13 protein-coding genes and 1 pseudogene are annotated in these 21,755 nt (G+C 71.4%); 9 read left to right on the top strand and 5 right to left on the bottom strand.

Going from position 1 to position 21,755, the window contains the following annotated elements; translation table 11 throughout:
• The first annotated feature begins 36 nt into the window (after positions 1-36).
• The 4 genes from AC6F7H_RS03570 (at position 37) to AC6F7H_RS03555 (ending at position 4,029) form a co-directional block, all read left to right on the top strand.
• Complete coding sequence (locus AC6F7H_RS03570) at positions 37-1,242, top strand: thiolase family protein (protein WP_500755136.1); 1,206 nt, start codon at positions 37-39, stop codon at positions 1,240-1,242.
• A complete protein-coding gene (locus AC6F7H_RS03565; RefSeq protein WP_500755135.1) occupies positions 1,239-1,910 on the top strand; it encodes a 3-oxoacid CoA-transferase subunit A in 672 nt (223 codons plus the stop codon). Before AC6F7H_RS03570 ends, AC6F7H_RS03565 begins: the two co-directional genes overlap by 4 nt.
• Entirely contained in the window at positions 1,907-2,596 is a 690-nt protein-coding gene (locus AC6F7H_RS03560; protein ID WP_500755134.1) for a 3-oxoacid CoA-transferase subunit B, read from the top strand. Before AC6F7H_RS03565 ends, AC6F7H_RS03560 begins: the two co-directional genes overlap by 4 nt.
• A 572-nt stretch (positions 2,597-3,168) precedes the next feature.
• Positions 3,169-4,029, top strand: coding sequence for a sulfurtransferase (locus AC6F7H_RS03555; RefSeq protein ID WP_500755133.1), 861 nt, complete (start codon positions 3,169-3,171; stop codon positions 4,027-4,029).
• 283 nt (positions 4,030-4,312) lie between these two features.
• On the opposite strand, the gene AC6F7H_RS03550 is transcribed toward AC6F7H_RS03555, so the two are convergent.
• Together AC6F7H_RS03550 and AC6F7H_RS03545 are read right to left on the bottom strand one after the other, a co-directional pair.
• Positions 4,313-5,815: a DUF6056 family protein gene (locus AC6F7H_RS03550; protein ID WP_500755132.1), complete on the bottom strand. Its 1,503-nt coding sequence runs from the start codon at positions 5,813-5,815 to the stop codon at positions 4,313-4,315.
• A gap of 79 nt (positions 5,816-5,894) precedes the next feature.
• Complete coding sequence (locus tag AC6F7H_RS03545) at positions 5,895-7,322, bottom strand: glycosyltransferase (protein ID WP_500755130.1); 1,428 nt, start codon at positions 7,320-7,322, stop codon at positions 5,895-5,897.
• A gap of 374 nt (positions 7,323-7,696) precedes the next feature.
• Between AC6F7H_RS03545 and AC6F7H_RS03540 the strand changes: the two genes are divergently transcribed.
• Positions 7,697-8,263, top strand: coding sequence for a flavoprotein (locus tag AC6F7H_RS03540; RefSeq protein WP_500755129.1), 567 nt, complete (start codon positions 7,697-7,699; stop codon positions 8,261-8,263).
• A 232-nt stretch (positions 8,264-8,495) separates the two neighbouring features.
• On the opposite strand, the pseudogene AC6F7H_RS03535 reads toward AC6F7H_RS03540, so the two are convergent.
• From AC6F7H_RS03535 to AC6F7H_RS03525, 3 genes and pseudogenes are all read right to left on the bottom strand, one after another.
• Positions 8,496-10,620 (bottom strand): annotated as a pseudogene (locus AC6F7H_RS03535) (UvrD-helicase domain-containing protein).
• A gap of 30 nt (positions 10,621-10,650) precedes the next feature.
• Positions 10,651-11,916: an McrC family protein gene (locus tag AC6F7H_RS03530; protein WP_500755128.1), complete on the bottom strand. Its 1,266-nt coding sequence runs from the start codon at positions 11,914-11,916 to the stop codon at positions 10,651-10,653.
• Positions 11,913-13,739 (bottom strand): DUF4357 domain-containing protein, encoded by a 1,827-nt coding sequence (locus AC6F7H_RS03525; RefSeq protein ID WP_500755127.1) that lies wholly within the window; start codon positions 13,737-13,739, stop codon positions 11,913-11,915. Before AC6F7H_RS03525 ends, AC6F7H_RS03530 begins: the two co-directional genes overlap by 4 nt.
• A 566-nt stretch (positions 13,740-14,305) precedes the next feature.
• Here AC6F7H_RS03525 and AC6F7H_RS03520 point away from each other — a divergent pair.
• From AC6F7H_RS03520 to AC6F7H_RS03505, 4 genes are all read left to right on the top strand, one after another.
• Positions 14,306-15,487, top strand: coding sequence for a sigma-70 family RNA polymerase sigma factor (locus AC6F7H_RS03520; protein WP_500755126.1), 1,182 nt, complete (start codon positions 14,306-14,308; stop codon positions 15,485-15,487).
• Positions 15,488-15,560: 73 nt separating this feature from the next.
• Positions 15,561-18,710: a helicase-related protein gene (locus AC6F7H_RS03515; protein ID WP_500755125.1), complete on the top strand. Its 3,150-nt coding sequence runs from the start codon at positions 15,561-15,563 to the stop codon at positions 18,708-18,710.
• Positions 18,707-20,584, top strand: coding sequence for a DrmB family protein (gene drmB, locus AC6F7H_RS03510; RefSeq protein WP_500755124.1), 1,878 nt, complete (start codon positions 18,707-18,709; stop codon positions 20,582-20,584). The genes AC6F7H_RS03515 and drmB overlap by 4 nt, the downstream gene beginning before the upstream one ends.
• Positions 20,585-20,589: 5 nt before the next feature.
• Positions 20,590-21,702 (top strand): DEAD/DEAH box helicase, encoded by a 1,113-nt coding sequence (locus tag AC6F7H_RS03505; RefSeq protein ID WP_500755123.1) that lies wholly within the window; start codon positions 20,590-20,592, stop codon positions 21,700-21,702.
• Positions 21,703-21,755 lie beyond the last annotated feature (53 nt).

Raw genomic sequence — 21,755 nt, 5'->3', positions numbered from 1 at the left:
TGGACATGATGAAAGGGGCCCTCGTACTGTGGGGGCGTGAGCGACAGTTACCTTTACGCAGCAGCAAGAACGCCTTTCGGTAAATTCTCAGGCGCCCTCGCCGAGGTCCGGCCCGACGACCTTGCCGCGGTGGCTGTCACCGGGGCCCTGGCCAAGACCCCCGCACTCGACCCGGCCGAGATCGGCGACGTCGTCTGGGGCAACGCCAACGGCGCCGGCGAGGACAACCGCAACGTCGGCAGGATGGCCGTCCTGCTCGCGGGACTGCCCACCTCGGTCCCCGCCACCACCGTCAACCGGCTGTGCGGCTCCTCCCTGGACGCCGCCATCATCGCCTCCCGCGCCATCGAGACCGGCGACGTGGACATCGTGCTCACCGGCGGGGTCGAGTCGATGACCAGGGCACCCTGGGTCCTGCCCAAGCCCTCGCGCGCGTTCCCCGCCGGGGACGTGACCGCCGTGTCCACCACGCTCGGCTGGCGGCTGGTCAACCAGCGCATGCCCAAGGAGTGGACCGTCTCCCTGGGCGAGGCGAACGAGCAGCTGGGCGACCGCTTCACCATCGCCCGCGAGCGGCAGGACGAGTTCGCCGCCCGTTCCCACAACCTCGCCGACGACGCCTGGAAAGCGGGCTTCTACGACGACCTGGTGGTGCCCGTCGTCACGGACCGCAAGGGCACGACCGTCACCCGGGACGAGGGGATCCGCCCCGGCTCGACCGCCGAGAAGCTGGCCGGGCTCAAGCCCGTCTTCCGCACCGACGGCGTCATCACCGCGGGCAACGCCTCCCCGCTGAGCGACGGCGCCTCCGCGGTCCTGCTCGGCTCGGGCGAGGCCGCAGCCCGCATCGGCACCGACCCCGTCGCCCGCATCGCCGGCCGGGGCGTGTCCGCGCTGGACCCGCAGCTGTTCGGATACGCCCCCGTGGAGGCGGCGAACCGGGCGCTGAAGGGCGCCGGGATCACCTGGTCCGACGTCGCCGCCGTCGAACTCAACGAAGCCTTCGCCGTCCAGTCGCTGGCCTGCGTGGACGCCTGGGGCGTCGACCCGGAGATCGTCAACGCCAAGGGCGGCGCGATCGCGCTCGGCCACCCCCTGGGCGCCTCCGGCGGCAGGCTCCTGGGCACCCTGGCCCACCGGTTGAAGGAGTCGGGGCAGCGCTGGGGCGTCGCCGCCATCTGCATCGGAGTCGGCCAGGCGCTCGCCGTGGTCCTGGAGAACGTCTCGGGAGGCAACCGATGAACACACAGCTGTGCGAGCACGCGGACGAGGCGGTGGCCGGGATCGAGGACGGCTCGACCGTGCTCGTCGGAGGGTTCGGCATGGCCGGCATGCCGGTCGACCTGATCGACGCCCTCATACGCCAGGGCGCCAAGGACCTCACCGTCGTGTCCAACAACGCCGGCAACGGCGACACCGGACTGGCCGCGCTGCTGGCCAAGGGGCGGGTCCGCAAGGTGATCTGCTCCTTCCCGCGCCAGGCGGACTCCTGGGTGTTCGACGAGCTCTACCGGGCGGGCCGGATCGAACTGGAGGTCGTCCCCCAGGGCAACCTCGCGGAACGGATGAGGGCGGCCGGGGCCGGCATCGGCGCCTTCTTCTGCCCCACCGGGGTCGGCACGCTCCTCACGGAGGGCAAGGAGACCCGCGAGATCGACGGCCGCACCTACGTGCTGGAGTACCCGATCAGGGGCGACGTCGCGCTGATCGGCGCCCACCGCGCCGACCGCATGGGCAACCTCGTCTACCGCAAGACCGCCCGCAACTTCGGTCCGGTCATGGCCACCGCCGCGACCACGGTGATCGCGCAGGTCCGCGAGATCGTCGAGACCGGCGAGATCGATCCCGAAACCGTCGTGACCCCCGGCATCTACGTCGACCGTGTGGTCAAGGAGGCAGCCACCGCATGAACGCGACCAGCCGAGCGATGAACGACCGGGGCCCGCTGAACGGCCGGGGTCCGCTGAGCAAGAACGACATGGCCGCCCTCGTGGCGCGCGACATCCCCCAGGGCGCCTTCGTCAACCTGGGCATCGGGCAGCCGACCCTCGTCGCCGACCACCTGCCCGCCGACTCCGGTGTGGTCCTCCACACCGAGAACGGCATGCTCAACATGGGGCCCGCCGCGAAGGAGGGCGAGGTCGATCCCGACCTGACGAACGCGGGCAAGATCCCGGTGACCGAACTGCCGGGAGCCGCCTACTTCCACCACGCCGACTCGTTCGCGATGATGCGCGGCGGCCACCTGGACATCTGCGTCATGGGCGCGTTCCAGGTCTCGGCCACCGGAGACCTGGCCAACTGGCACACGGGAGCACCCGACGCCATCCCCGCCGTCGGCGGGGCCATGGACCTGGCGATCGGCGCCAAGAAGGTGTACGTGATGATGACGCTCTTCACGAAGGCCGGCGCCCCCAAGCTGGTGCCCGAATGCACCTACCCGCTCACCGGGCTGCGCTGCGTCGACCGCGTCTACACGGACCAGGCGGTGTTCGACGTCACCCCCCAGGGCCTCAGGGTCACCCAGACCTTCGGCACCACCCTGGACGAACTCGCCGACCGCCTCGACGTACCCCTGCTCCCCGCCGAGGCGTGAGCCCCGGACCGCCGGCCCGCCCGACCGCACACCGACGGCCTGCCCGCACACCGACGGCCTGCCCGCACACCGCGGGCAGGCCGTCGCACGCTCCGAGAAGAACGTCAGCGGCCTGCTCACCCGCGCCGGTCCTGGTGAGACGGGGGCACGAGCCGTGTGCGGCCTGCAGAATCAGGTCGGTGACCTCGTCCGGGTCTGTCTCCAGTACGGCGTGCGGGGCGTCGACCTCGACGGTGGTCGAGCCCGCCCGCTCGGCCGTGAAGCGCAGGTTCTCGGTGCCGATGGTGCGGTCGTCGGTGGCGACGGGGCACCAGGAGGGGATCGCCTTCCAGGCGACCGCCGTGGTCGGTTCGCTGCCGGTGGCGAGGGCCGCCGGCCGCTGCGAGGCGGCGAGTGCGTCGGCCCGGCTCGCCGTTACCGCAGACATGGACCGGTCCGTCGAGGCCTCGGCCCGAGAAGCCCCCGAACCACCCGGATGTCCGCCTACTGAGACATGCATCTCAAACGGGTACGTTTGTGGGACACCTCGGCGTTCTGCCGGGGCAGTAAGAACGCGAGAAAAGGAAACACGCATGTCTCACCCCCTGCTGGTGGACCCGGCCTGGCTGCACGAGCGCCTCGGGGACCCCGCGATCCGGATCATCGACGCGACCACCTTCCTCACCCAGCCCGAAGGCGACGGCTACTACGACGTCGAGTCGGGCCGCCAGGCGTACGAGAAGGCCCACATACCCGGCGCCGTCTTCGCCGACCTGCTGAACGACCTCGCCGACCCCGACGCGGCCACCACGTTCACCGCGCTCGACAGCGAGACGTTCGCCGCCCGGCTCGGCGCTCTCGGCGTCGGCCCCGGCACTCACGTGGTCGTCTACGACCAGGGCCCGAACATCTGGGCCACCCGGCTGTGGTGGAACCTGCGCTACGAGGGCTTCGACGACGTCTCGGTGCTGAACGGCGGGCTCCCCGCCTGGACCCGGACGGGCCACGAGGTCAAGAGCGGCGTGGAGTCCAACGAACCCGCCGTGTTCACCGCGAACCGCCGTCCCGAGCTGTACGCCGACAAGGACGCCGTCCTCGCCGCGATCGAGGACCCCGGCACCCGGCTGGTGAACTCCCTCGACCGGCCGACCTTCGCGGGCACCCGCCAGACCTACGCACGCCCGGGTCGTATCCCCTCCAGCACGAACGTGCCCTTCCCCGAGCTCGCCGACTCCGACGGTCTCTTCCGCGGCCCGGACGAGGTCCGCGGGCTCTTCGACGACGCCGGCGCCCTGGACGAGTCCAAGAAGGTCATCACGTACTGCGGCAGCGGCATCGCCGCCACCGGCCTGGCCTTCCAGCTGGCCCTCCTCGGACGCCCCGACGTCGCCGTCTACGACGGTTCCCTCACCGAGTGGGCCGCCGACCCGGCCCTGCCCCTCGAAGTCGACTGACAGTCCCGGCTCACCCGGACACCCCCGGACCCGCGCTGTCCGGGGGGTCCTGCCGGGCGGCGGGGCACGGGCGAGGCTGGAGATCCCGCTCGCTCCACGCAGCCGCCGCCCCGCCCGCAGCGCCCGCCGACCACACCTCGATCAAGGCGGGTTCGAGCGTGTTGATCACTCACTCGGGAAGGGACGCCCCTCGCGCGTTCTCCCGGGCCCGGGCCTTTGGACCAGCGGACGGCCCGCCGAACAGCCTGGTCGGCACCTGGGTCCTCCCTGTCCGGTGCCGGTGTCAAGGAGCAGCTTGCGGGTCGGGCTGGAGCGGGCCTGTTCGGTCAGGGCCTCGACCTCGATGTTCCGTTCCGTCCGTGACCTCCTTCACCCGGTAGTAGCGAGCGACACAGGAGGCGGGCCACGGCCGCTCGCCACCGCCGCTGAACGGTTCCAGCATCCCGCTGACGACGAGCCGCCTGTAGGGCAGCACCGTGGCCCCCGCCGCGGCCCGGTCCCGGAGCAGGCGGTCCTGACTGTCCCAGGCCCTGGCCCGCACCCGCATGTCCGACTCCAGGTCGCGCAGGGACACGGCCAGCACGGCGGTGACGCACACGCACAGGAGCGCGGCGCCCGCGGCCACCGGCGCCGTCCCACGACGGTACCGCCGCACCGCCAGGTTCCCGAGGAGACCGCCCGCGCCGACGAGCAGGAGGAGCAGCGGGAAGAGGTAGTCGTTCCACAGCCTGTTGGCGGTCGCGACGGAGGGGCCGAACGCCGGATAGGCGATGACCGTGCACACGTACCCGGAGAACAGCAGAGCCGCCGCCCCGGACCACAGAAGCAGGGGTGCCCTGCGGTCGGGTCGGGGAATGCCTCCGTCCGCGCGGCGGGCGAGTGCGCCGATCAGCACGCCCACGGCGATCGCGCCGACGTACTGCCAGGTCGTGACCAGGGTGTGGAGGACCTGCGCGTACCCCCGCAGCGAAGCGAAGAGCGATTCGGGCGCGAGCATGGAGTCCGTGGGGTGACGTGAGCGCCGGTTCATCGCGCCGGGGGAGGTGAGGAGCACGGCGGTGCCGATGAGGATGCCCGCGCCGGACGCGGCGCACCAGGCCCGGACGAAGGCGAGCCGTCCGGCCGGGAAGAGCCGGCGGCCCAGCAGCAGGGCCGGGGCGAGGACGGTCAGGGCGACCACGGAGGTCTCCTCCGACAGCGTGCCCAGAACGCCCCCGACGACGAACGCGACCGCGGCGGCGGTGGCCTTTCCGCGCCGCGAGGTCGCCAGCAGGGCCGGGATCGTGGCGGCGGCCGCCAGGACGGGCGGGAAGGTGTGGGAAACCGACGAGGCCGGCCAGAAGAAGGTCTTGTACGTGTTCGTGGAGGCGAAGCAGAAGAGGCCCAGGACCATGGTCGCGGAGAACAGCGGCACGCCCCGGGGCAGCCGCCACCCGGCGCACCGCAGCAGTGCCGCCGCCCACGCCCACAGCAGGACCAGCATCAGGGCCGCGCTGATCCCGGCGTACCACTGGTGGCCTGCCACGCCGAACGTGGCGTAGGAGGCGACGAGCAGGCCGTTGGCGATCCGTCCGTTGTCCATGGAATAGAACTGGTCCACCAGGGCCATGAAGCCTTCGTCACGCACGAGGGGCAGGAAGCACCACTCGTCGGCACTCGGGCGCACCCAGCGCGCGCACCATGCGGCTCCGCCCAAAAGAGCCAGCGGAACAAGGGGCAGCAGGGCGGCACCCGCCGTGATGAGGGGCGGGGGAGCGCCGGCTGGGCTCGGCGCGTTCCGGCGCACGCCCGTTTCCCTGTCGGTCTCCTCCACGGGTCGCGCGGACGCCGGGCCCTGCCCGCCGCCGTCCGCGCGGACGGCGGCGCTAGCCGGGGGTGAAATCGTCCTGTTTCGTCCGGGCGGGGCCGTTCGACACCATGGCCGCGGCGCCCGTCGGCCGGCGGCCGGAGTTGATGGCCCACCGGGCGAGGAGGAAGGAGACCGGGGTGACCAGGACCCCGGCGGCAAGTGCGGCGACATTCTTGTCCATTTCGAGTCGGCTGACGGCCACGTAGAGCAGTGCGCCGGAGGCCACGAGGTTGAAGCCGCTGGACAGCGGATACCGGAGGAACGCGTGCCAGGTCGGACGGGTCCGGACGGTGAGGCAGGAGTTGAGCAGGAAGGAGCCGACGACACTGACCGCGTAGCCCAGGACATGCGCCGCGAGATACGGGATCCAGGGGTGCAGGCCGACGTAGACGGCCAGGTACACGGCGGTGTTGACGAAGCCGATCGCCACGAAGGTGGCGAACTGCCGCGCCGTGGCGAGACGGCCTTTCGCATGAGCGGGCGATTCGTGCTGCGCAGGACTGGGGATCGGGGCGGGGCACTCGTCGGTTTCCCGGACCACGAAGGAAGGGCGGCGTTTCACCTCGTGGTAGATGCGGCCGACGTATTCACCGATGATCCCCAGAGTGATCAGCTGGATTCCGCCCAGCCCCACCACCGCCATCAGAAGTGTCGCGTAGCCGGGGACGGTGGCCCCGTGCAGCGCCACGTCGAAGCCGACCCACACCGCGTAGCCCAGTGCGGCCAGAAGACACCAGAAGCCCGCGTAGATGGCCAGCCGCAGGGGCCGGTTGTTGAAGGACAGCAGCCCGTCGATGCCGTAGTTGAGCAGACGGCGGCTGCCCCACTTCGAGCTGCCGGCGAGCCGCCGGGCGTTCCGGTAGGTGAAGGTGACCGTCGTGAAACCGATCCAGGAGAAGATGCCCTTGGAGAACCGGTTGGCCTCCGGCAGCGACAGCACCGCGTCCACCGCCCGGCGTGAGAGCAGCCGGAAATCCCCGGCGCCGTCGAGCACCTCCACCTCCATGAGGCGGCGCACCAGGGCGTAGTAGCAGCGGCTCAGCACGGTGCGCGCCGTGCCCTCCCCGTCGCGGGTCCGCCGGGGAACGACCTGGTCGTAGCCCCGCTTGTGGAGTTCGAGCATCCGCGGAAGGAGCTCCGGGGGATGCTGCAGGTCCGCGTCCATGAGGACCACCGCCTGCCCCCGGGACATCCGCAGGCCGGCCAGCATCGCCGCCTCCTTGCCGAAGTTCCTGCTGAGCACCGTGTACCGGACGCGCCGGTCCGCGGCACCGAATCCGCCGATGATGTCCCGGGTGCGGTCACTGCTGCCGTCGTCCACATAGCAGATCTCGTAGTCGAGCTCCAACGGGCCGAGAACCTCCCCGACAGCCGAGTGGAACCTCTCGATGACGGCGGCCTCGTTGAAGCACGGCACGACCACGGAAAGCTGAGGAGTCGCCAAACCAGTCTCCTGACCGAGGACGTGAGAGCGGTGCCGTCCACCGCACGAAGGCGGGACGGCTGTCCCTGTCGCTGCCGGGGACAGCCGTCCCAGGGGCATTCGATCCGTACTCACCCGCCGAAGGGCGGAATCACGCATCCACACGCCTGCGGATGACCCGTTCGGCCTCGTCGGGTGGCCTGACGGACATGAGATCCACCGGATCGTCACGGGTACGAGGAAGACCGCGAGACCGACCACCGCACCCGACGGGGCCGGTGTCGACGCCCCGGACGTCGGCTGCCGCCAGTGCGAGCCCCCGTCCGGGCCGCGCGCGACCGCCGCCGTACGCTGCCTGAGCCGCATCACCTCAGCCGCCGACCGGGAGTTTCCGCGTGACCGAGTCAACCGCTCCGTCTGCCCCGTCCGCTCCGGGCAAGAAGCCCTTCCTGTACGTCGTCGTCTGCGCGAGCGGGATCGCCGGCGATGTCGGCACGCTGATCGCCGCCGCGCAGCAACGGGGCTGGGACGTCGGGGTCGTGGCCACCCCGCAGGCATTGGGCTTCCTCGACGTGGAAGCGATCGAAGCGCGGACCGGCTACCCGATCCGCTCCGCCTGGCGCAAGCCCGGCGAGGCCCGCCCCCTTCCTCCCGCGGACGCGATCGCCGTGGCCCCGGCCACGTTCAACACGGTCAACAAGTGGGCCGCCGGCATCTCCGACACCCTCGCCCTGGGCATCCTGTGCGAGGCGTACGGCATGGGTGTCCCCGTCGCCGTCCTGCCGTACCTCAACGCGGCCCAGGCCGCACACCCGGCCTATCGGCAGAGCCTGGAACGGCTGACCGGGATGGGCGTCCTGGTCGGCTCGCACGAACCGCACCGACCGAAGGCCGGGGGAGGCATCGACGGCTTCCACTGGACGGAGGCGCTGGACCTGCTGGAACCCAAGGTGCCTGCGTAACGCGCCGCGATCGGACCGGCCTTGCCACCGGCCCCGGCCGAGGCCTGCGCCAGCGGTGCCCACCGACTCGACGGAAGGGGTTCAGGCATCCCCCGGACGGGCATCGACGAGCAGCGTCGGTACGGCACTGCTTTCCGGCCCCTGTCCGCCTTCGAGGAAGGCATGCGCAAGGTCGGCGAGCCGAGCCGGCGGCCCGCACTCGTCCGCACCGGCGCGCGCGTCGGTCGGCCGGTCAGGCGGCGGGTGGCAGATACGGGCTCGGAGCTCCGCTCCACGTCACACTCAGTGCTTCGCGAGCGCGCGTGCAGGCGACGAAGAAGAGGCAGCGTTCCCGGAGCAGGTCGGCGTCGTGTTGCAGCGGGTCCGCCTCGCGCGCGGTGATCTCCCGGGCGAACGGGACGGCGCCCTCGTTGACACCGAGGACGGACACCGCCCGGAACTCCAGTCCCTTCATCGCGTGCATCGTCGCCAGCCGTACCCCCTCGGCCTCCCGCGCGGTCTGTCCTTTGACCCGCAGTACCGGGACACCGGCGGCCCTCAGTTTCTCCTCGGCCGCGTCCAGGGAGAGGTTGAAGCGTGCGCACACACCGATCTCGTGCGGTGCGAGGCCCTCGTCGAGCAGCGCCCGTACCCGGCCCACCAGGGCCTCGGTCTCCTCCTGCCGGGTCGCGTACCCCTGCGCCTGGGGGCGGCGCCCGCGGAGCAGGGAGCGGTACCCGGCCAGCGAGTCCGTCCCCTCACCTTCGAGCGCTTCGACGGTGACGGGTGCGAGGAGCCGCGCCGACCAGGCGAGGATCTCCTCGGTGGAGCGGTAGTTGACGCGCAACCGGAAGCTGCGGCCGGCCGTGGCGATGCCCAGGGAGCCGAGCGACACCCGTGAGTCGTAGATCCGCTGGTGCGGGTCGCCGGTGACGAACAGGTCGTCGGGGCCGGGGGACACGGCGGCGCGCAGCACGCGCCACTGGGCGGGGTGCAGGTCCTGTGCCTCGTCGACGACGACATGGGTGTAGGGAGCCGTCTCCCCGGCGAGGAGTTCCGCCGCGCGGGCGCAGACCCGCAGATGTGTGGTCTCGCCGCGGTCGCTCAGGAACCGCTCGAACCGCTCCACACCTCTCGGCGGCGCGCAGGACCGAGACCGGTGCCGCGGCCCCGGCGGCTCGCACCGAGGTAGGCGTCGAGATCGCGCAGGTCCTGGCCGAGCACGACGTGCCGGTACTCCTGAGCCAGGAACCGGTCGGTGAAGGGCAGACCGAGCTGCTTGACGGCCTTCTCCCACAACTGCCGTTGTTCCCGGTCCCCGATCGGTTTGGGCGCGGCCGCCGACTTCGCGCGCACGACGCCGTTCGCGTAGGCATCGACCGTCGTCACGTCGACTCGCGCCAGCAGCTTCTCGTCCTCGTCGAGGAGCAGGCCGAGCATCTCGCGCAGTCCGGCGGCGAGCGCGTTCGTGTACGTGGTGAGCAGGATGCGGCCGTCGTCGGAACGGCCGAGCAGGTGCTTGACCCGGTGCAGGGCGGCCACCGTCTTGCCTGTCCCGGGTCCGCCGGTGACCTGGACGGGACCCCCGTACGAGGTGCGGTGGGCAACGCGCCGCTGGGAGGGATGGAGGAAGACCCGCCAGGCCGCGAACGGCTTCTCCAGGACCTCCTCCAGCTCCTGCGGCCCGGTGACCAGGCGGATGCGTGCGGGAGTGTTGGCGATCACCGTGGCCAGGTCCTCGACCGGCTCGGCGGGCGCGTCGGCCGGTCGGCGGACGGCCACGACGTCCCGGTAGACCTCTTCCGGGCCGAAACCCTCGGCGAGGTACTGCAGCACTTCCAGCTGATCCTCCGGCAGGAGCGTGGAGAACGCCTCCAGTTGGGCCTTGTCGACCAGGGAGCGTGCGGCGCGCAGCACCTGGTCGTCGATGCCGAGTTCGCGCAGCGTGCCGTCGGAGACATCTGCGAACAGCAGCCGGGGAGCCGTGCGCGCAGCCGTCTCGTACAGCGGTGTCAGCTCGTCCAGGGCGACGGCGTTGCGTACCTCCAGGGCCCGGGTCGCGGAGTTCGCGCTGTACAGACGCTTCGCCGCCCAGGTGTAGGCGTCGTCGTGCGGCAGGACGTTGACCAGCAGGAACATGTCGCTGCCGTCATCGGGAGCGAGGACGACGCCCCGCCAGAAGTCGGTGATGCGTATGGTGCGCATCCGCGGGTCACGGGCGTTCTGGACGGACTCCAGTACAGTCCCTTGTCCGCGTTGAGTTCGGCGACGCTCATGGCCTGGAATTTCGCCATGGCCTTGCGCACTCCGGCTCGGGCCGGCTTCTCCAGGGTGTCGTAGCCGTCCCAGAAGCTCTGGGCGAAGGCGAGCCGGGGCATGAGGGCACTTCCTTTCCGCCTGACGGCGTTTCATGATCGAGAATGTGGGGCGGCGGCCAGCCGTCCGGCGATCCCCCGGAGAGCCGACAGCAGCTGTGCCGGCGTGCGGGAGAGGTCGAGACTGTGCTGATATAGCCGCACTCCCTGTCCGTCCGGCCCTGCCGCCGTGCCGCGCACCTCGTGGAAGCGCTCGGGCTGCCGTCCGGCCGCGTACACCAGGTGCGCCTCGCGCAGACCGAGCACAGTGGCGTACGCGAGCGCCTGGTACAGGTCGGCGTTGAGGAGTCCGTCGGCCTTCTCGACCTTGTACTTGGCGTCGACGACGGCGAGCGGGGTGCGGCCGTCGCCGGTGCGGACGACGAGGTCGGGGCGCATCCGCACGAGACCCGCGGTGTCGAGGTGGTGGAGGTCCTGGAGGCACGCGGTCAGCCCGTGCTCCCGAAGGACCTCGCGCAGGGCGACGGTGACGAAGTCCTCGAACAGCTTGTTCATGTCGAGCAGGAAGCCGTCCACGGCGAGCGGTTCGGCCCCGGCCGGTCGGTGTTCCGGCGAGGAGCCGCGCAGGACGGCCTCGGCGAGCCGCAGTGCGGGCTGGTAGCGGGAGTTGAGGCGCGACGGCTGCCAACGCGGCAGTTCCTGCCCCCGTACCAGCGGTAGGGCGTCGGCGAGACGGACGCGCTGATGGGCCAGGCGCCGACGGACGGGACCGGGAACACCGGGCAGCCGCAGCAACCGCTCGGCGGCGGCGCGCAGGATGCGGTTCTCGGCGGTGTCGGCGGTGTACGCGTCGTAGGCGATCTCCACGGGCGGGGTGCGGCCGAAGTGCCGCCGGATCTGCTCGGCCTCGCGCAGCCGCCCGCGCACGACCAGTGCGGACTCCTCCACCTCCCGGTATCCCTGGAGAACCCCCTGTCGCAGCGCCGCGTCGATCTGCCGCTCCACGGCGTGCGCGAGCGCGGGGACGACATCGTCGTACGCGCCGGTGTCGACGGTGCCCTCCCGGCTTTCGCGCCAGGCGCGTGCGGGATCGAGGCTGAACCCGAGCAGGAAGAACAGCCGGCTCACCGGGGTCTTGGGCGTGATCCGTACGACCGGGCCGCCGGGCGTGCTGCGCACGGCGCCGACCCGGCTGCCCGCCCGCAGCAACCAGTGCCCGTCCCGGACGGGGTCCGGGGTCGCGCTCTCCAGGACGCCGGAGGCTGCCAGGGCCCGCCCGGCCGCGGCGTCCAGCGGGACGGAGACGGCGGGCCCGTACTCGCGCAGCGCCACCTCGGGCACGGACACGGGCACGGTCATGGAAGCTGCTCGCGCAGTGCGTCGAGGCCGTAGCGGGCAGCGACGTCGATTCCTTCGCCGTAGTGGTGCTCCTCGAGCAGCGGCAGGATCTTCGTGCGCCAGGTCCGTTCGAGACCGCCGTCGCGGTAGACACCCGGCTTCATCAGATACGAAGGTCCGATGGCGAAGTCGGCTTCGTCCATACGGGCGTTGAGGGCGTCGAGGAGACAGGCGGGCTCCAGGTCCCTGCCCTCACGCTTCAGCCAGCGTGCGAGCAGTCCTGCGGTCGGCTCGGTGTGCGGGGACAGCTCCACGAACGCGAAACGGCGCCGCATCGCCGCGTCGACCAGCGCGATCGACCGGTCGGCGGTGTTCATCGTGCCGATCACGAAGAGGTTGGGCGGCAGTGGGAAGTCGTCTCCGGAGTAGGTGAGACGGACGGACCGGTCCCGGTACTCCAGGAGGAAGTACAGCTCGCCGAACACCTTCGCCAGGTTGGCACGGTTGATCTCGTCGATGATCAGGAAGTGCGGGACGTGCCGGTTGCCCTCACGGGAGGCGAGATCGGCGAGCTCCCGCAGCGGGCCCGCCGTCAGCCGGAACGCCACCTCCCTCGTCTCCGGGTCCTCCGCGGGCCGGAACCCCTCGAAGAAGTCCTCGTAGGCGTACGACGGGTGGAACTGCACGATCTTGACCTGCTCCGGGCCGCCGCCGAAGTACTCGGCCAGCTTCATCGCCAGGTACGTCTTGCCCGTACCCGGCGGGCCGTAGAGCACCATCTGCTTCTCGTCGAGGAGGAGTTCGCGCATCTCCTCCAGCCAGGCCCGGTCGTGGACGAGGAGGTCGGCGGCGAGTGCTTCGGTGATGTCCGGCAGGGTCAGCTCCCGTTGCGCCGGCCGCTCCGCGGCGGGGCGGTCGCCGGTGCCGTCGGCCGCCGTCGGGTCCACAGGTTCCGTACGCCCGGTGAGCCCGTCCAGTGCGTCCAGGACACCGGTCAGATCGACCACGTCGTGCTGCACGGACAGTTTCTGCTGCACCTCCTCCGGCAGCTCCTCGTACGCGTGGCTGTCCGCCTGCCAGGCGACGGTCCGGCGCAGATTGGACAGTCCGCCCGGTGACGCGTTCTGCACGGCCTCCCCGGTGATCCGCCCGACGTGCAGTCGGCCGTCGCCGATGGTGGCCACCGTGTCGCCGACGCGCATCTGCGTCAGGAAGGCGTGCAACTCGTCGACCAAGCCCTGCTTCTGGTGGTACGAGGCCGCCCCCTCGTACCCCTCCTCGACGAAGCGGCGCAGCGCGCTCTTGGTCGGATCGGCCTCCTCCAGGGGCGGCAGGTGCGCGCCCGCGAGCGAGACGAACCCCTCCTCCAGCCACAGCCGCCGCACCAGGTTGTGCCCCGAGACGTTGGACCCGCGCACCAGCCACGCCTTGCGCGGGGCGCGCCAGCCGGTGGACAGGTAGTCGGCGAGCGGGTGGCCCTCGACGGTGCGCCAGGACTCCGGGCCGGAAGCGTCGTAGCCGTACACCAACGCGGCGGCGGCCGAGGAGGAGTTGCACTCGATGTCCCGGGTCACCGTCCAGCGCGGCGGTGTCTGCGGCCGGTCCGGATCGGCGGGCGCGTCGACGAGCGCCCCGCTCGCGCGCAGCTCCGCGCGGAACCGGCGTGCGTGGTCGCCGAGCCCGGGCCACGCCTCGGCGGCGACCGTCGAGCCCGCCTGGAGGAGGAACTTGTACGTGCCGTTGCCGCCGAACTCGGTGAGCAGGTGCCCGCGCGCCTCACCGCTGTTTTGGGAGAGCTTGATGCGGAACTCGGGAGTGCCGGGGAGGAGATCGGGCTGCGGCATGGGTGGCCCTCCGGGTGGGGCGAGGTCTGCAGAGCATCGCACACCTTACCTGTTGACGTTGTCAATCGCTTCATGTCTATAGATGAAAAGATTCGATCAATGTGTTGACGGTGTAAACGAGTTGGCTCTATGTTGTGAATGTATCCGGTCGGCTCTTTCGGGCGGAACTGGCGCTTGGTCGTCGAAATGGGGGCGCTATGGGTGGGAAGCCGATGACTGAAGCCGAGCGGCACGTGATCGAGGCGGAGTTGCCCTCCGTCATCGAAAGGCTCAAGCGCTGCGCGTCTCGTGCGGGAGTCGTCAGTCAACGGGCCTTCGTCCTGGAAGCGGAGAGGCTCGGACTCACGACCGACGAGCAGCAGCGAAGGCTCCGCAACGGGCTCGCCACTGTCGGCCTCCGTGTGAGGCCCTCGCGCCGGGGGCGGGCGGACCACCGCCCCGTGTCCGCCTCTGGCCTCGAGACGCGTGCTGCGGTCCCGTCGGCGAGGGTGTCTGCCCCGCCGATCGCCCCTGAACCCGAGTCTGTTGTCGCCGGGGCAGCCGAACGCCTGGCCCAGGCTCGGCGGATGATGGCCCGTTACGCCGACGCCGACGGCGCCGTCGGCAAGCTCGCCCACGACGGTGTGGTGCGGCTCCACGGGCTCGGCCCTGCCGAAGCGCGTGAGCTGACCGCCGACTTCCCGATCACCCGTCCCCGCCCGCTCGGCGCGTCCGTCCGGACGGTGACAAGCACTTTGAGCCTGCCCGCGGTGTCCGAGTCTCCGGCGTCGAGCACCGCATCTTCGAAGTCGCCGGTCGGCAAGAAGCGCGCCCGTTCCCCGCTCTCCGCTGTGGACGACGGGCTGTCCGGCGCCGTCCGCGCGGCGCGGGCCGTGATGGAGGAGGACCGGTGGCGCCGGAACCCGGGCAAGGTGGTGCTCAAGGCGGAAGAGGAAGTGGGGCTGGCCGTCCTTCTCCGGGGCGGTGCCGACCGCCTCGGCCGCGATGTCCCGGCGGAGGAGATCGCGGCGCTGCCCCGGGACAGCGAGCGGTGGCGCGCTTACGAGTGCCTCGTCCGGCACAACCAGCGGCTCGTGTGGAAGATCGCGCTGGGCTACCAAGAGCGCGGACTGGACATCGAGGACCTCGTCCAGCACGGAACGACCGGACTGCTGCGCGCAGTTCGCAGGTTCGACGCCACCAAGGGCTACAAGCTGTCGACCTACGCGACGTGGTGGATCAAGCAGGCCATCACCCGGGCCATCGCCGACGAGGGCACCCTGATCAGGCTTCCCGCACACATCCACGAGAAGGTCAGCAAGGTCGCTGTGGCCGAGCGCAAGCTCCTGGGCGAAGGCCGCCCCAGGACCATCGACAACGTGGCCTACGCGACCGGTCTCACCTTCGCCGAAGTGGAAAAGGTGCGCAAGATCAGCAGGCCCACCGACTCCCTGGACCGGATCATCGGCGACGACATCGCACTCGGTGACCTGATCATCGGGCCGAGTCGGCTGCCCGGACCTCCCGTCGTGCTGATCCGCAAGGAGCTTCAGGCGCGCCTGCGGCACGTCCTGGAGCACCTTTCCGAGCGTGAGCGGTACGTCCTTGTCCGGCGCACCGGTCTCGACGGTGACGAGCCGGACACGTTGGAGGGCATCGGCGCCGTCTTCGGCGTCACCCGCGAGCGCATCCGCCAGATCGAACCTAAGGCCAAGGCGAAGTTCCGTGGCCAGCTGATTCGTCACGGGATGATCCCGTCGCACGTCTGAACCGACCGCGTCTCACGGCGAGCTCGCCGCTGTTACCTTTCCACGCTCCCACCCGATCCGAAGGAACCCGCACATGGACCCGCGCCAGGAGCTGGTCGACTACCTCACCCGCCAGCTCGTCGGTCCGGCCGGCGGTGACGACGAGGTGCTCGACGCACCGCCCGACCGGCAGTACCTGATGGGAACGCTCTACCCGCAACAGGCGGACCTCCAGCGCCAACTCGCCCACGCGGGCGACGACCCGGAGGGACCCGGGGCCGAGCAGGACGCTCCCGACGTGGACCCGGCCCCCGACCCGGTGCCCGAGACCAACAGCTGGCTGCCCGCTTCCCTCGGCATCAGCTTCTACACCGACGCCGCCCACATCGAGGTGAGCTGCGCCGCCGCTCACTACGAGACGCAGAGGAACGAACCCGGCCGCGGGCGGCGCTGGCAGCGCGTCCCCCTTCCGTCCGAGACGCACACGATCGGCCTCGACCGAGAGAAGGTACCCGTCCTCGACGGCCGCGCGAAGATCCAACTGACCCGCCGCTCCTACGGCGACGGCACGCTCATCACTGTGGCCCTGGTCAACGAAGCGCACCACGACGGCTCCGACGGCAAGGCGCCGAGCTGGGACGACATGCTGTTCCAGTGCCGGCTCACCGTCCGCCCCGCCGACGGTGCCGTGCTGCCCTACCCCAGCGTCCGGCTCGCCAGCCGCGACCCCGAGGAACGCGAACTGCGCCTGCAGTACCGGCACGTCGTCACCCATGCCGTCGGCCACGGCTGCGCCGTCCACGAGGACCGCGGTGAGGACGGCGGCGTCGAACTCCTCGCCTGTGAAGTCCTGCCGCGCGCCGAAGTCCCCGCCGTCCGGGCCGGTGGCCCGCTCGACGCCCCCGTGCTCACCATCTCCCACTTGGCCGACCCAGCCGTCAGCAGTGATCAACTCCGCGAGGAGCTCGCCGAGTTCGCCGCCTCGTACCACGCCTGGTATGTGGGCCAGCGGTCCGTCGAGGTGCCGCCGTGGGGGAGGGAGGCGGCAGACCGGATCCTCGACCGTATCCGCCAGGCCGTCATCCGCATCGAAGCGGGCGTACGCACCCTCTGCGACCCGGATCGCCCCGAACTCCTCGCTGCCTTCCGCATCGCCCAGCGCTCCATGCTGCTGCAGATGCGGCACTCCGCCCCCGACCAGGCAGGTCAGCGCCGCCACCGCTCGGACCCCGTGGCCCTCGATCCGCCCGTCGACCCGGAGGCCACCTGGCGCCCCTTCCAGCTGGCCTTCTTCCTCCTCGCCCTCGACGGCGTCGCCGACCCCGGCCACCGCGACCGCGGGACCACCGACCTGATCTGGTTCCCCACCGGCGGCGGCAAGACCGAGGCGTACCTGCTCCTCGCCGCCTTCGCCATCGCCCTGCGTCGGATCCGCGACGAAGGCGACGGAACCGCCGTGCTCAGCCGCTACACCCTCAGTCTGCTCACCACCCAGCAGTTCCAGCGCGCCGCCACAACGATCTGCGCCCTGGAGCACCTCCGCCGCACCGAACCCGGACTCGGTCTCGGCGACCGACCGATCACCATCGGCCTGTGGGTGGGGGAGAGCACCACTCCCAACAGCTTCCAGGCGGCCAAGGACGCCTTCGAGGAGCAGCGCGAGGCCAGCCACCCCGAGGACGTCTTCGTCCTCGACCGCTGCCCCTGGTGCGGCACCCGCATCCTGCCGGCGACCCGGTCCAGCGTCCGCTCCGACTACGGAGTCCGCGCCGACACGGACGACTTCGCCTTCCACTGCACCCGTGACGAGTGCGCCTTCCACGACGTCCTGCCCGTCGCCGTCATCGACCAGCACCTCTACCGGGACCCGCCCACCTTCGTCCTCGGCACCGTCGACAAGTTCGCCCGGCTCGCCTGGGAACGCGACTCCGGCCGGCTCTTCGGCGCCGGCACCGGCAACCCGCCCCCGTCCCTGATCATCCAGGACGAGCTGCACCTGCTCACCGGCCCGCTGGGCACCACGGTCGGCCTCTACGAAGCCGCAATCCTGGAACTGTGCACCGGCCCGGACGGCCGCCCGCCCAAGATTGTCGCGGCCACGGCCACCATCCGGCGCTCTGCCGAACAGGTCCGCGCCCTGCACCACCAGGACGTCCAGCTCTTCCCGCCGTCCGGACTCGACGCCCGCGACAGCTTCTTCGCCGTCCCCGACACCGGCCGCCCCGGCCGTCTCTACCTCGGCGTCATGGCACAGGGCCACACCGCGGGTCGTGGTGCCGTCGCCACCACGGCGGCCATGCTCCAGGGCGTCCACCAGCTCCCCGAGGAGCACCGCGACGACTACTGGACGCTCGTCGCCTACCACCACAGCCTGCGCGAACTCGGCCGCACGGTCACCGCGGCGGGCGACGACATCCCCGCCCAGCTCCGGGGACTGGACGAGGGGGCCGGCGTCCGCACGCTCGGTGGCGGCGACGTACAGCAACTGGACAGCACCGTGCCGCGCGCCGAGCAGCCCATTCTCCTCGACCGCCTCGAAAAGCCCTGGACGGCCCTCCGGTCGGTGGCCTTCCTGCCGTGCACCAACATGCTCTCCGTCGGCGTCGACGTGAAGCGGCTCGCCTACATGCTCATGCAGGGCCAGCCCAAGACCACCGCCGAGTACATCCAGGCCACCAGCCGCGTCGGCCGCCACCGGGTGCCCGGACTCGTCGTCACCTACTTCAACGCCACCCGCCCGCGCGACCGTTCCCACTACGAGACCTTCAACGACTACCACCGGGCCCTGTACCGGTACGTCGAACCCGCCAGCGTCACCCCCTGGTCCCTGCCCGCCCGCCGCCGCGCCCTGCACGCCGCGCTCGTCGTCCTCGTGCGCCACCGAGTCGGCCTGGCCGCCGAGAACCAGGCCGGACGGATCACCCGCCACAAGGAAGAGGCCGGACGGATCGCCGACGCCCTCGCCGGGCGCGCCGCGATCGCAGAGCGCGGCGCCATGGGAGCCGACGCCGACGCCGTACGCGCCGAGGTCCGCACGGAACTCGGCTACCTCCTGGACGTCTGGTACCAGCAGGCCGAGAGGGCCGCAGCCGAAGGCAAGGACCTCCACTACCGCAGCCAGGGCAAGGGCCAGTACAACCTGCTCAAGGCCTTCGAGCAGCGCTACGGCCTGTGGGAGACCCTCAACTCCATGCGCAGCGTCGACCGCGAGTGCCAGATCACCGTGACGGGAGCAGGAAAGTGACGCGCAAACTCCGGGTCCGCCAGGCGCAGACCGTGCTGCCGTTCGGCGTCGGCGCCGTCCTCGACGTCCAGGGCGAGTCCTTCGTCGCCGCAGGCATCGAGAACTGGCCGGATCTCAAGACCCCCATCGCCTCCGAGCGGCTCGCCGCCCGCCTCGGCGTCAAGGGCTTCTTCGCCGCGCCCCACACCCTCAACGACCGCTACGACCGGCCCGACCGCCCCGGCGTCCCCTACGTCCGCTTCCCCGGCTGGCTGTTCTGCGGCTCCTGCCGTGCCATGGTCCGCTTCCTGCGCGAGCACGAGAAGCCCGGCGAGCCGCCCGTCTGCACGTCCTGCGCCGCCGCACCACGCCTCACCCCCATGCGGTTCGTCCGCATCTGTGCGGACGGGCACCTCGACGACGTCGACTGGTGGTACTGGGCCCACTCCAAGCTCGCGCCCGAACTGCGGACCTCCTGCTCCGAGGCGGAGCACGCCTGGAAGGCGGGCCGGCTCAGCTTCCGCGTCGCCGACCGCGCCTCCGGACTCGAAGCGCTCTCGGTGCGCTGCGGAGCGACCCGGCAGGACGGCAAGCCGTGCGGCGCCGAGCGCGACCTGCTCGACATCCTCGGCCCCCAGGGCGGACACTGCGCGGGCCGCAACCCCTGGCAGCGCCCGAACGGGAAGGCCACCTGCGGCCAGCAGGTCCACATCGTGCAGCGCACCGCCGGCAACGTCTACTACCCGGCCGTGTACTCGGCCCTCGACATCCCCCGGTCCGCCGAGCCCCCGCGGGCGCAGCAGGACGCGGCGGAGGCCGTCCTCGGCCACGACTACTGGACGATCCTGCTCGACGCGGTCGGTACGCCCCGGGCCGAGACCTTCCGCAACCTGATCAAGGAGGACACAGAGGCTCCCGACAGCCTCATCGACCAGCTCGTCGCGGAGGCCACGGGGTCCCCTGCCGCGCCGCCGCCCACCGACCGGCCGGAGGCCGAGAAGGTCGACCTGAGCCGTGACGAGTGGTACGCCTTCGACGCCGTCGAACTCCCGGAGGCCACGAAGGAGTTCGCAATCCGCCGCGGTGGACTCGGCCTCGACGGTGAGACCGAGGAGCCCTGGGCCACTCTCGACGTGCACGTCGACGGCGTCGTCCTCGCCGACCGCCTCCGCGAGGTGCGGGCACTGACCGGGTTCCGCCGCCACTCCCCGGGCGGCACCCTCGTACCCGCCGACACCAGCGGGCGCCTGCGCTGGCTGCCCGCCACCGAGGTCTACGGCGAGGGCATCGTCCTCACCCTCGACGAACAGCGCCTGACCGCCTGGGAGGACGACCCCCGCGTCCAGGCCCACGTCCACGGTGTCCGTACCGACCTCGACGGCTCGTTCCGCGCAGACCAGCTCGCCGAGACCGCCGGCAGCGAACTCTCCCCCCGCTTCCTCCTCCTGCACACCCTCGCCCACCTGCTCATCCGCCAGCTCTCCTTCGACTCCGGCTACACCACCGCCAGCCTGCGCGAGCGCGTGTACGGCCGTCCCGAGCACGGCCAGCGCGGCCTGCTGATCTACACGGCCGCCGGCGACGCGGAAGGCACCCTCGGCGGCCTGGTCCGGCAGGGCGGGGCACCGCACTTCGCCGAGACGCTCGTCCGGATGCTGGAAGCGGCCGCCTGGTGCTCCGCCGACCCGCTGTGCGCCGAGCACACCGGCCAGGGCTTCGGCAACCTCAACCGGGCCGCCTGTCACGCCTGCACCCTGCTGCCCGAGACGAGCTGCCAGACCGGCAACACCCTCCTCGACCGCGCCTTGGTCGTCGGCTCCGCCCGCGTCCCCGGCTACTTCACCGACGTCCTCACCGCCAGCCGCGAATACGCGGCCGCCACCGCCCTGGGATGACGCCCATGACTCCTGTGAACACCCCGGTTCTCCATCCCGACCTCACCCCGGCCCAGCGCGACTGCCTGGACGCCCTGCCGCTGACCGGCCATCACGTCGTCAGCGGCCCGCCCGGCAGCGGCAAGAGCCTGCTCGCCGCGCACCGCGCCGTTCACCTCGCCCTCACCGGCCGCCCCACCGTGCTCCTGTCGCGCTCCAACCTGCTGCGCCAGCTCCTGCGTCACACCCTGCAGGGCCTCACGGTCCCCGGCGCGTCCGTCGAAGCCGCCACCGTCCACGGCTGGATCCAACGCCGCTTCGGCCGTGACGCACCGCGCACCGAGGACGGCTGGTTCGACTGGACAACCCTCACCCACCAGGCCGCTGCACCCCTCGGTGAGAACGACGCGGCCAGACCCCACCTCATCGTCGACGAGGGGCAGGACGTGCCGCCGGGCTTCTACCGGATGGTCCGCCTCGCCGCCGCCTCCGTCACGGTCTTCGCCGACGAGTGCCAGCGCCTCACCGAGACGAACTCCACGCTCACCGAGATCACCGACGCCCTCGGCCGCGCCACGGGCCGGATCGAGACCGCCGGCAACCACCGCAACACCCGCGAGATCGCCTCCCTCGCCGAACACTTCCGCACCGGCGGCCCCGGCCCCGAGATGCCCGTCCGCAGCGGCACCCTGCCCGTGATCCGCCACTACTCCGGCAACCAGGACCTCGCCGAGGACATCACCACCATGGCGGCCCGGCAGCCGAAGCACCGCATCGGCGTCATCGTCAGATCCCTGCGCACCGCGGCCGACCTGATGCGGCGCCTGGAACGGGCCGGCCTCGCCCACGAACCCCAGCTCTACAGCTCGGCGGCCTCCGCCGGCCGCTACCGTGACCTGGACCTCGCTCGCCCCGGCGTCGTCCTCGTCCACCGGGCCAGTGCCAAGGGCCTCGACTTCGACACCGTCGTCATCGCCGACACCGAGACCGACTCCGACACGGACCCCACGGCCGCGGCCCTCCGCATGGCCTACTACGTCATGATCACCCGAGCCCGTGAGCGGCTGGTCCTGGGCTGGCAGGGCAGCCGGTTGCCGCGCCACCTGGAGGGATTGCATGGGTGGGCGCAGACGCGTTGATGGCGCGACTGCGGCCACGAGCGTGCGATGACCGTCCGCGACCGATGATCCGA

It is taken from the genome of Streptomyces sp. MMS24-W38, from assembly GCF_059889265.1.
The sequence above is the reverse complement of the archived record's forward strand: the minus strand, read 5'-3'. Positions and strand labels throughout refer to the sequence as shown.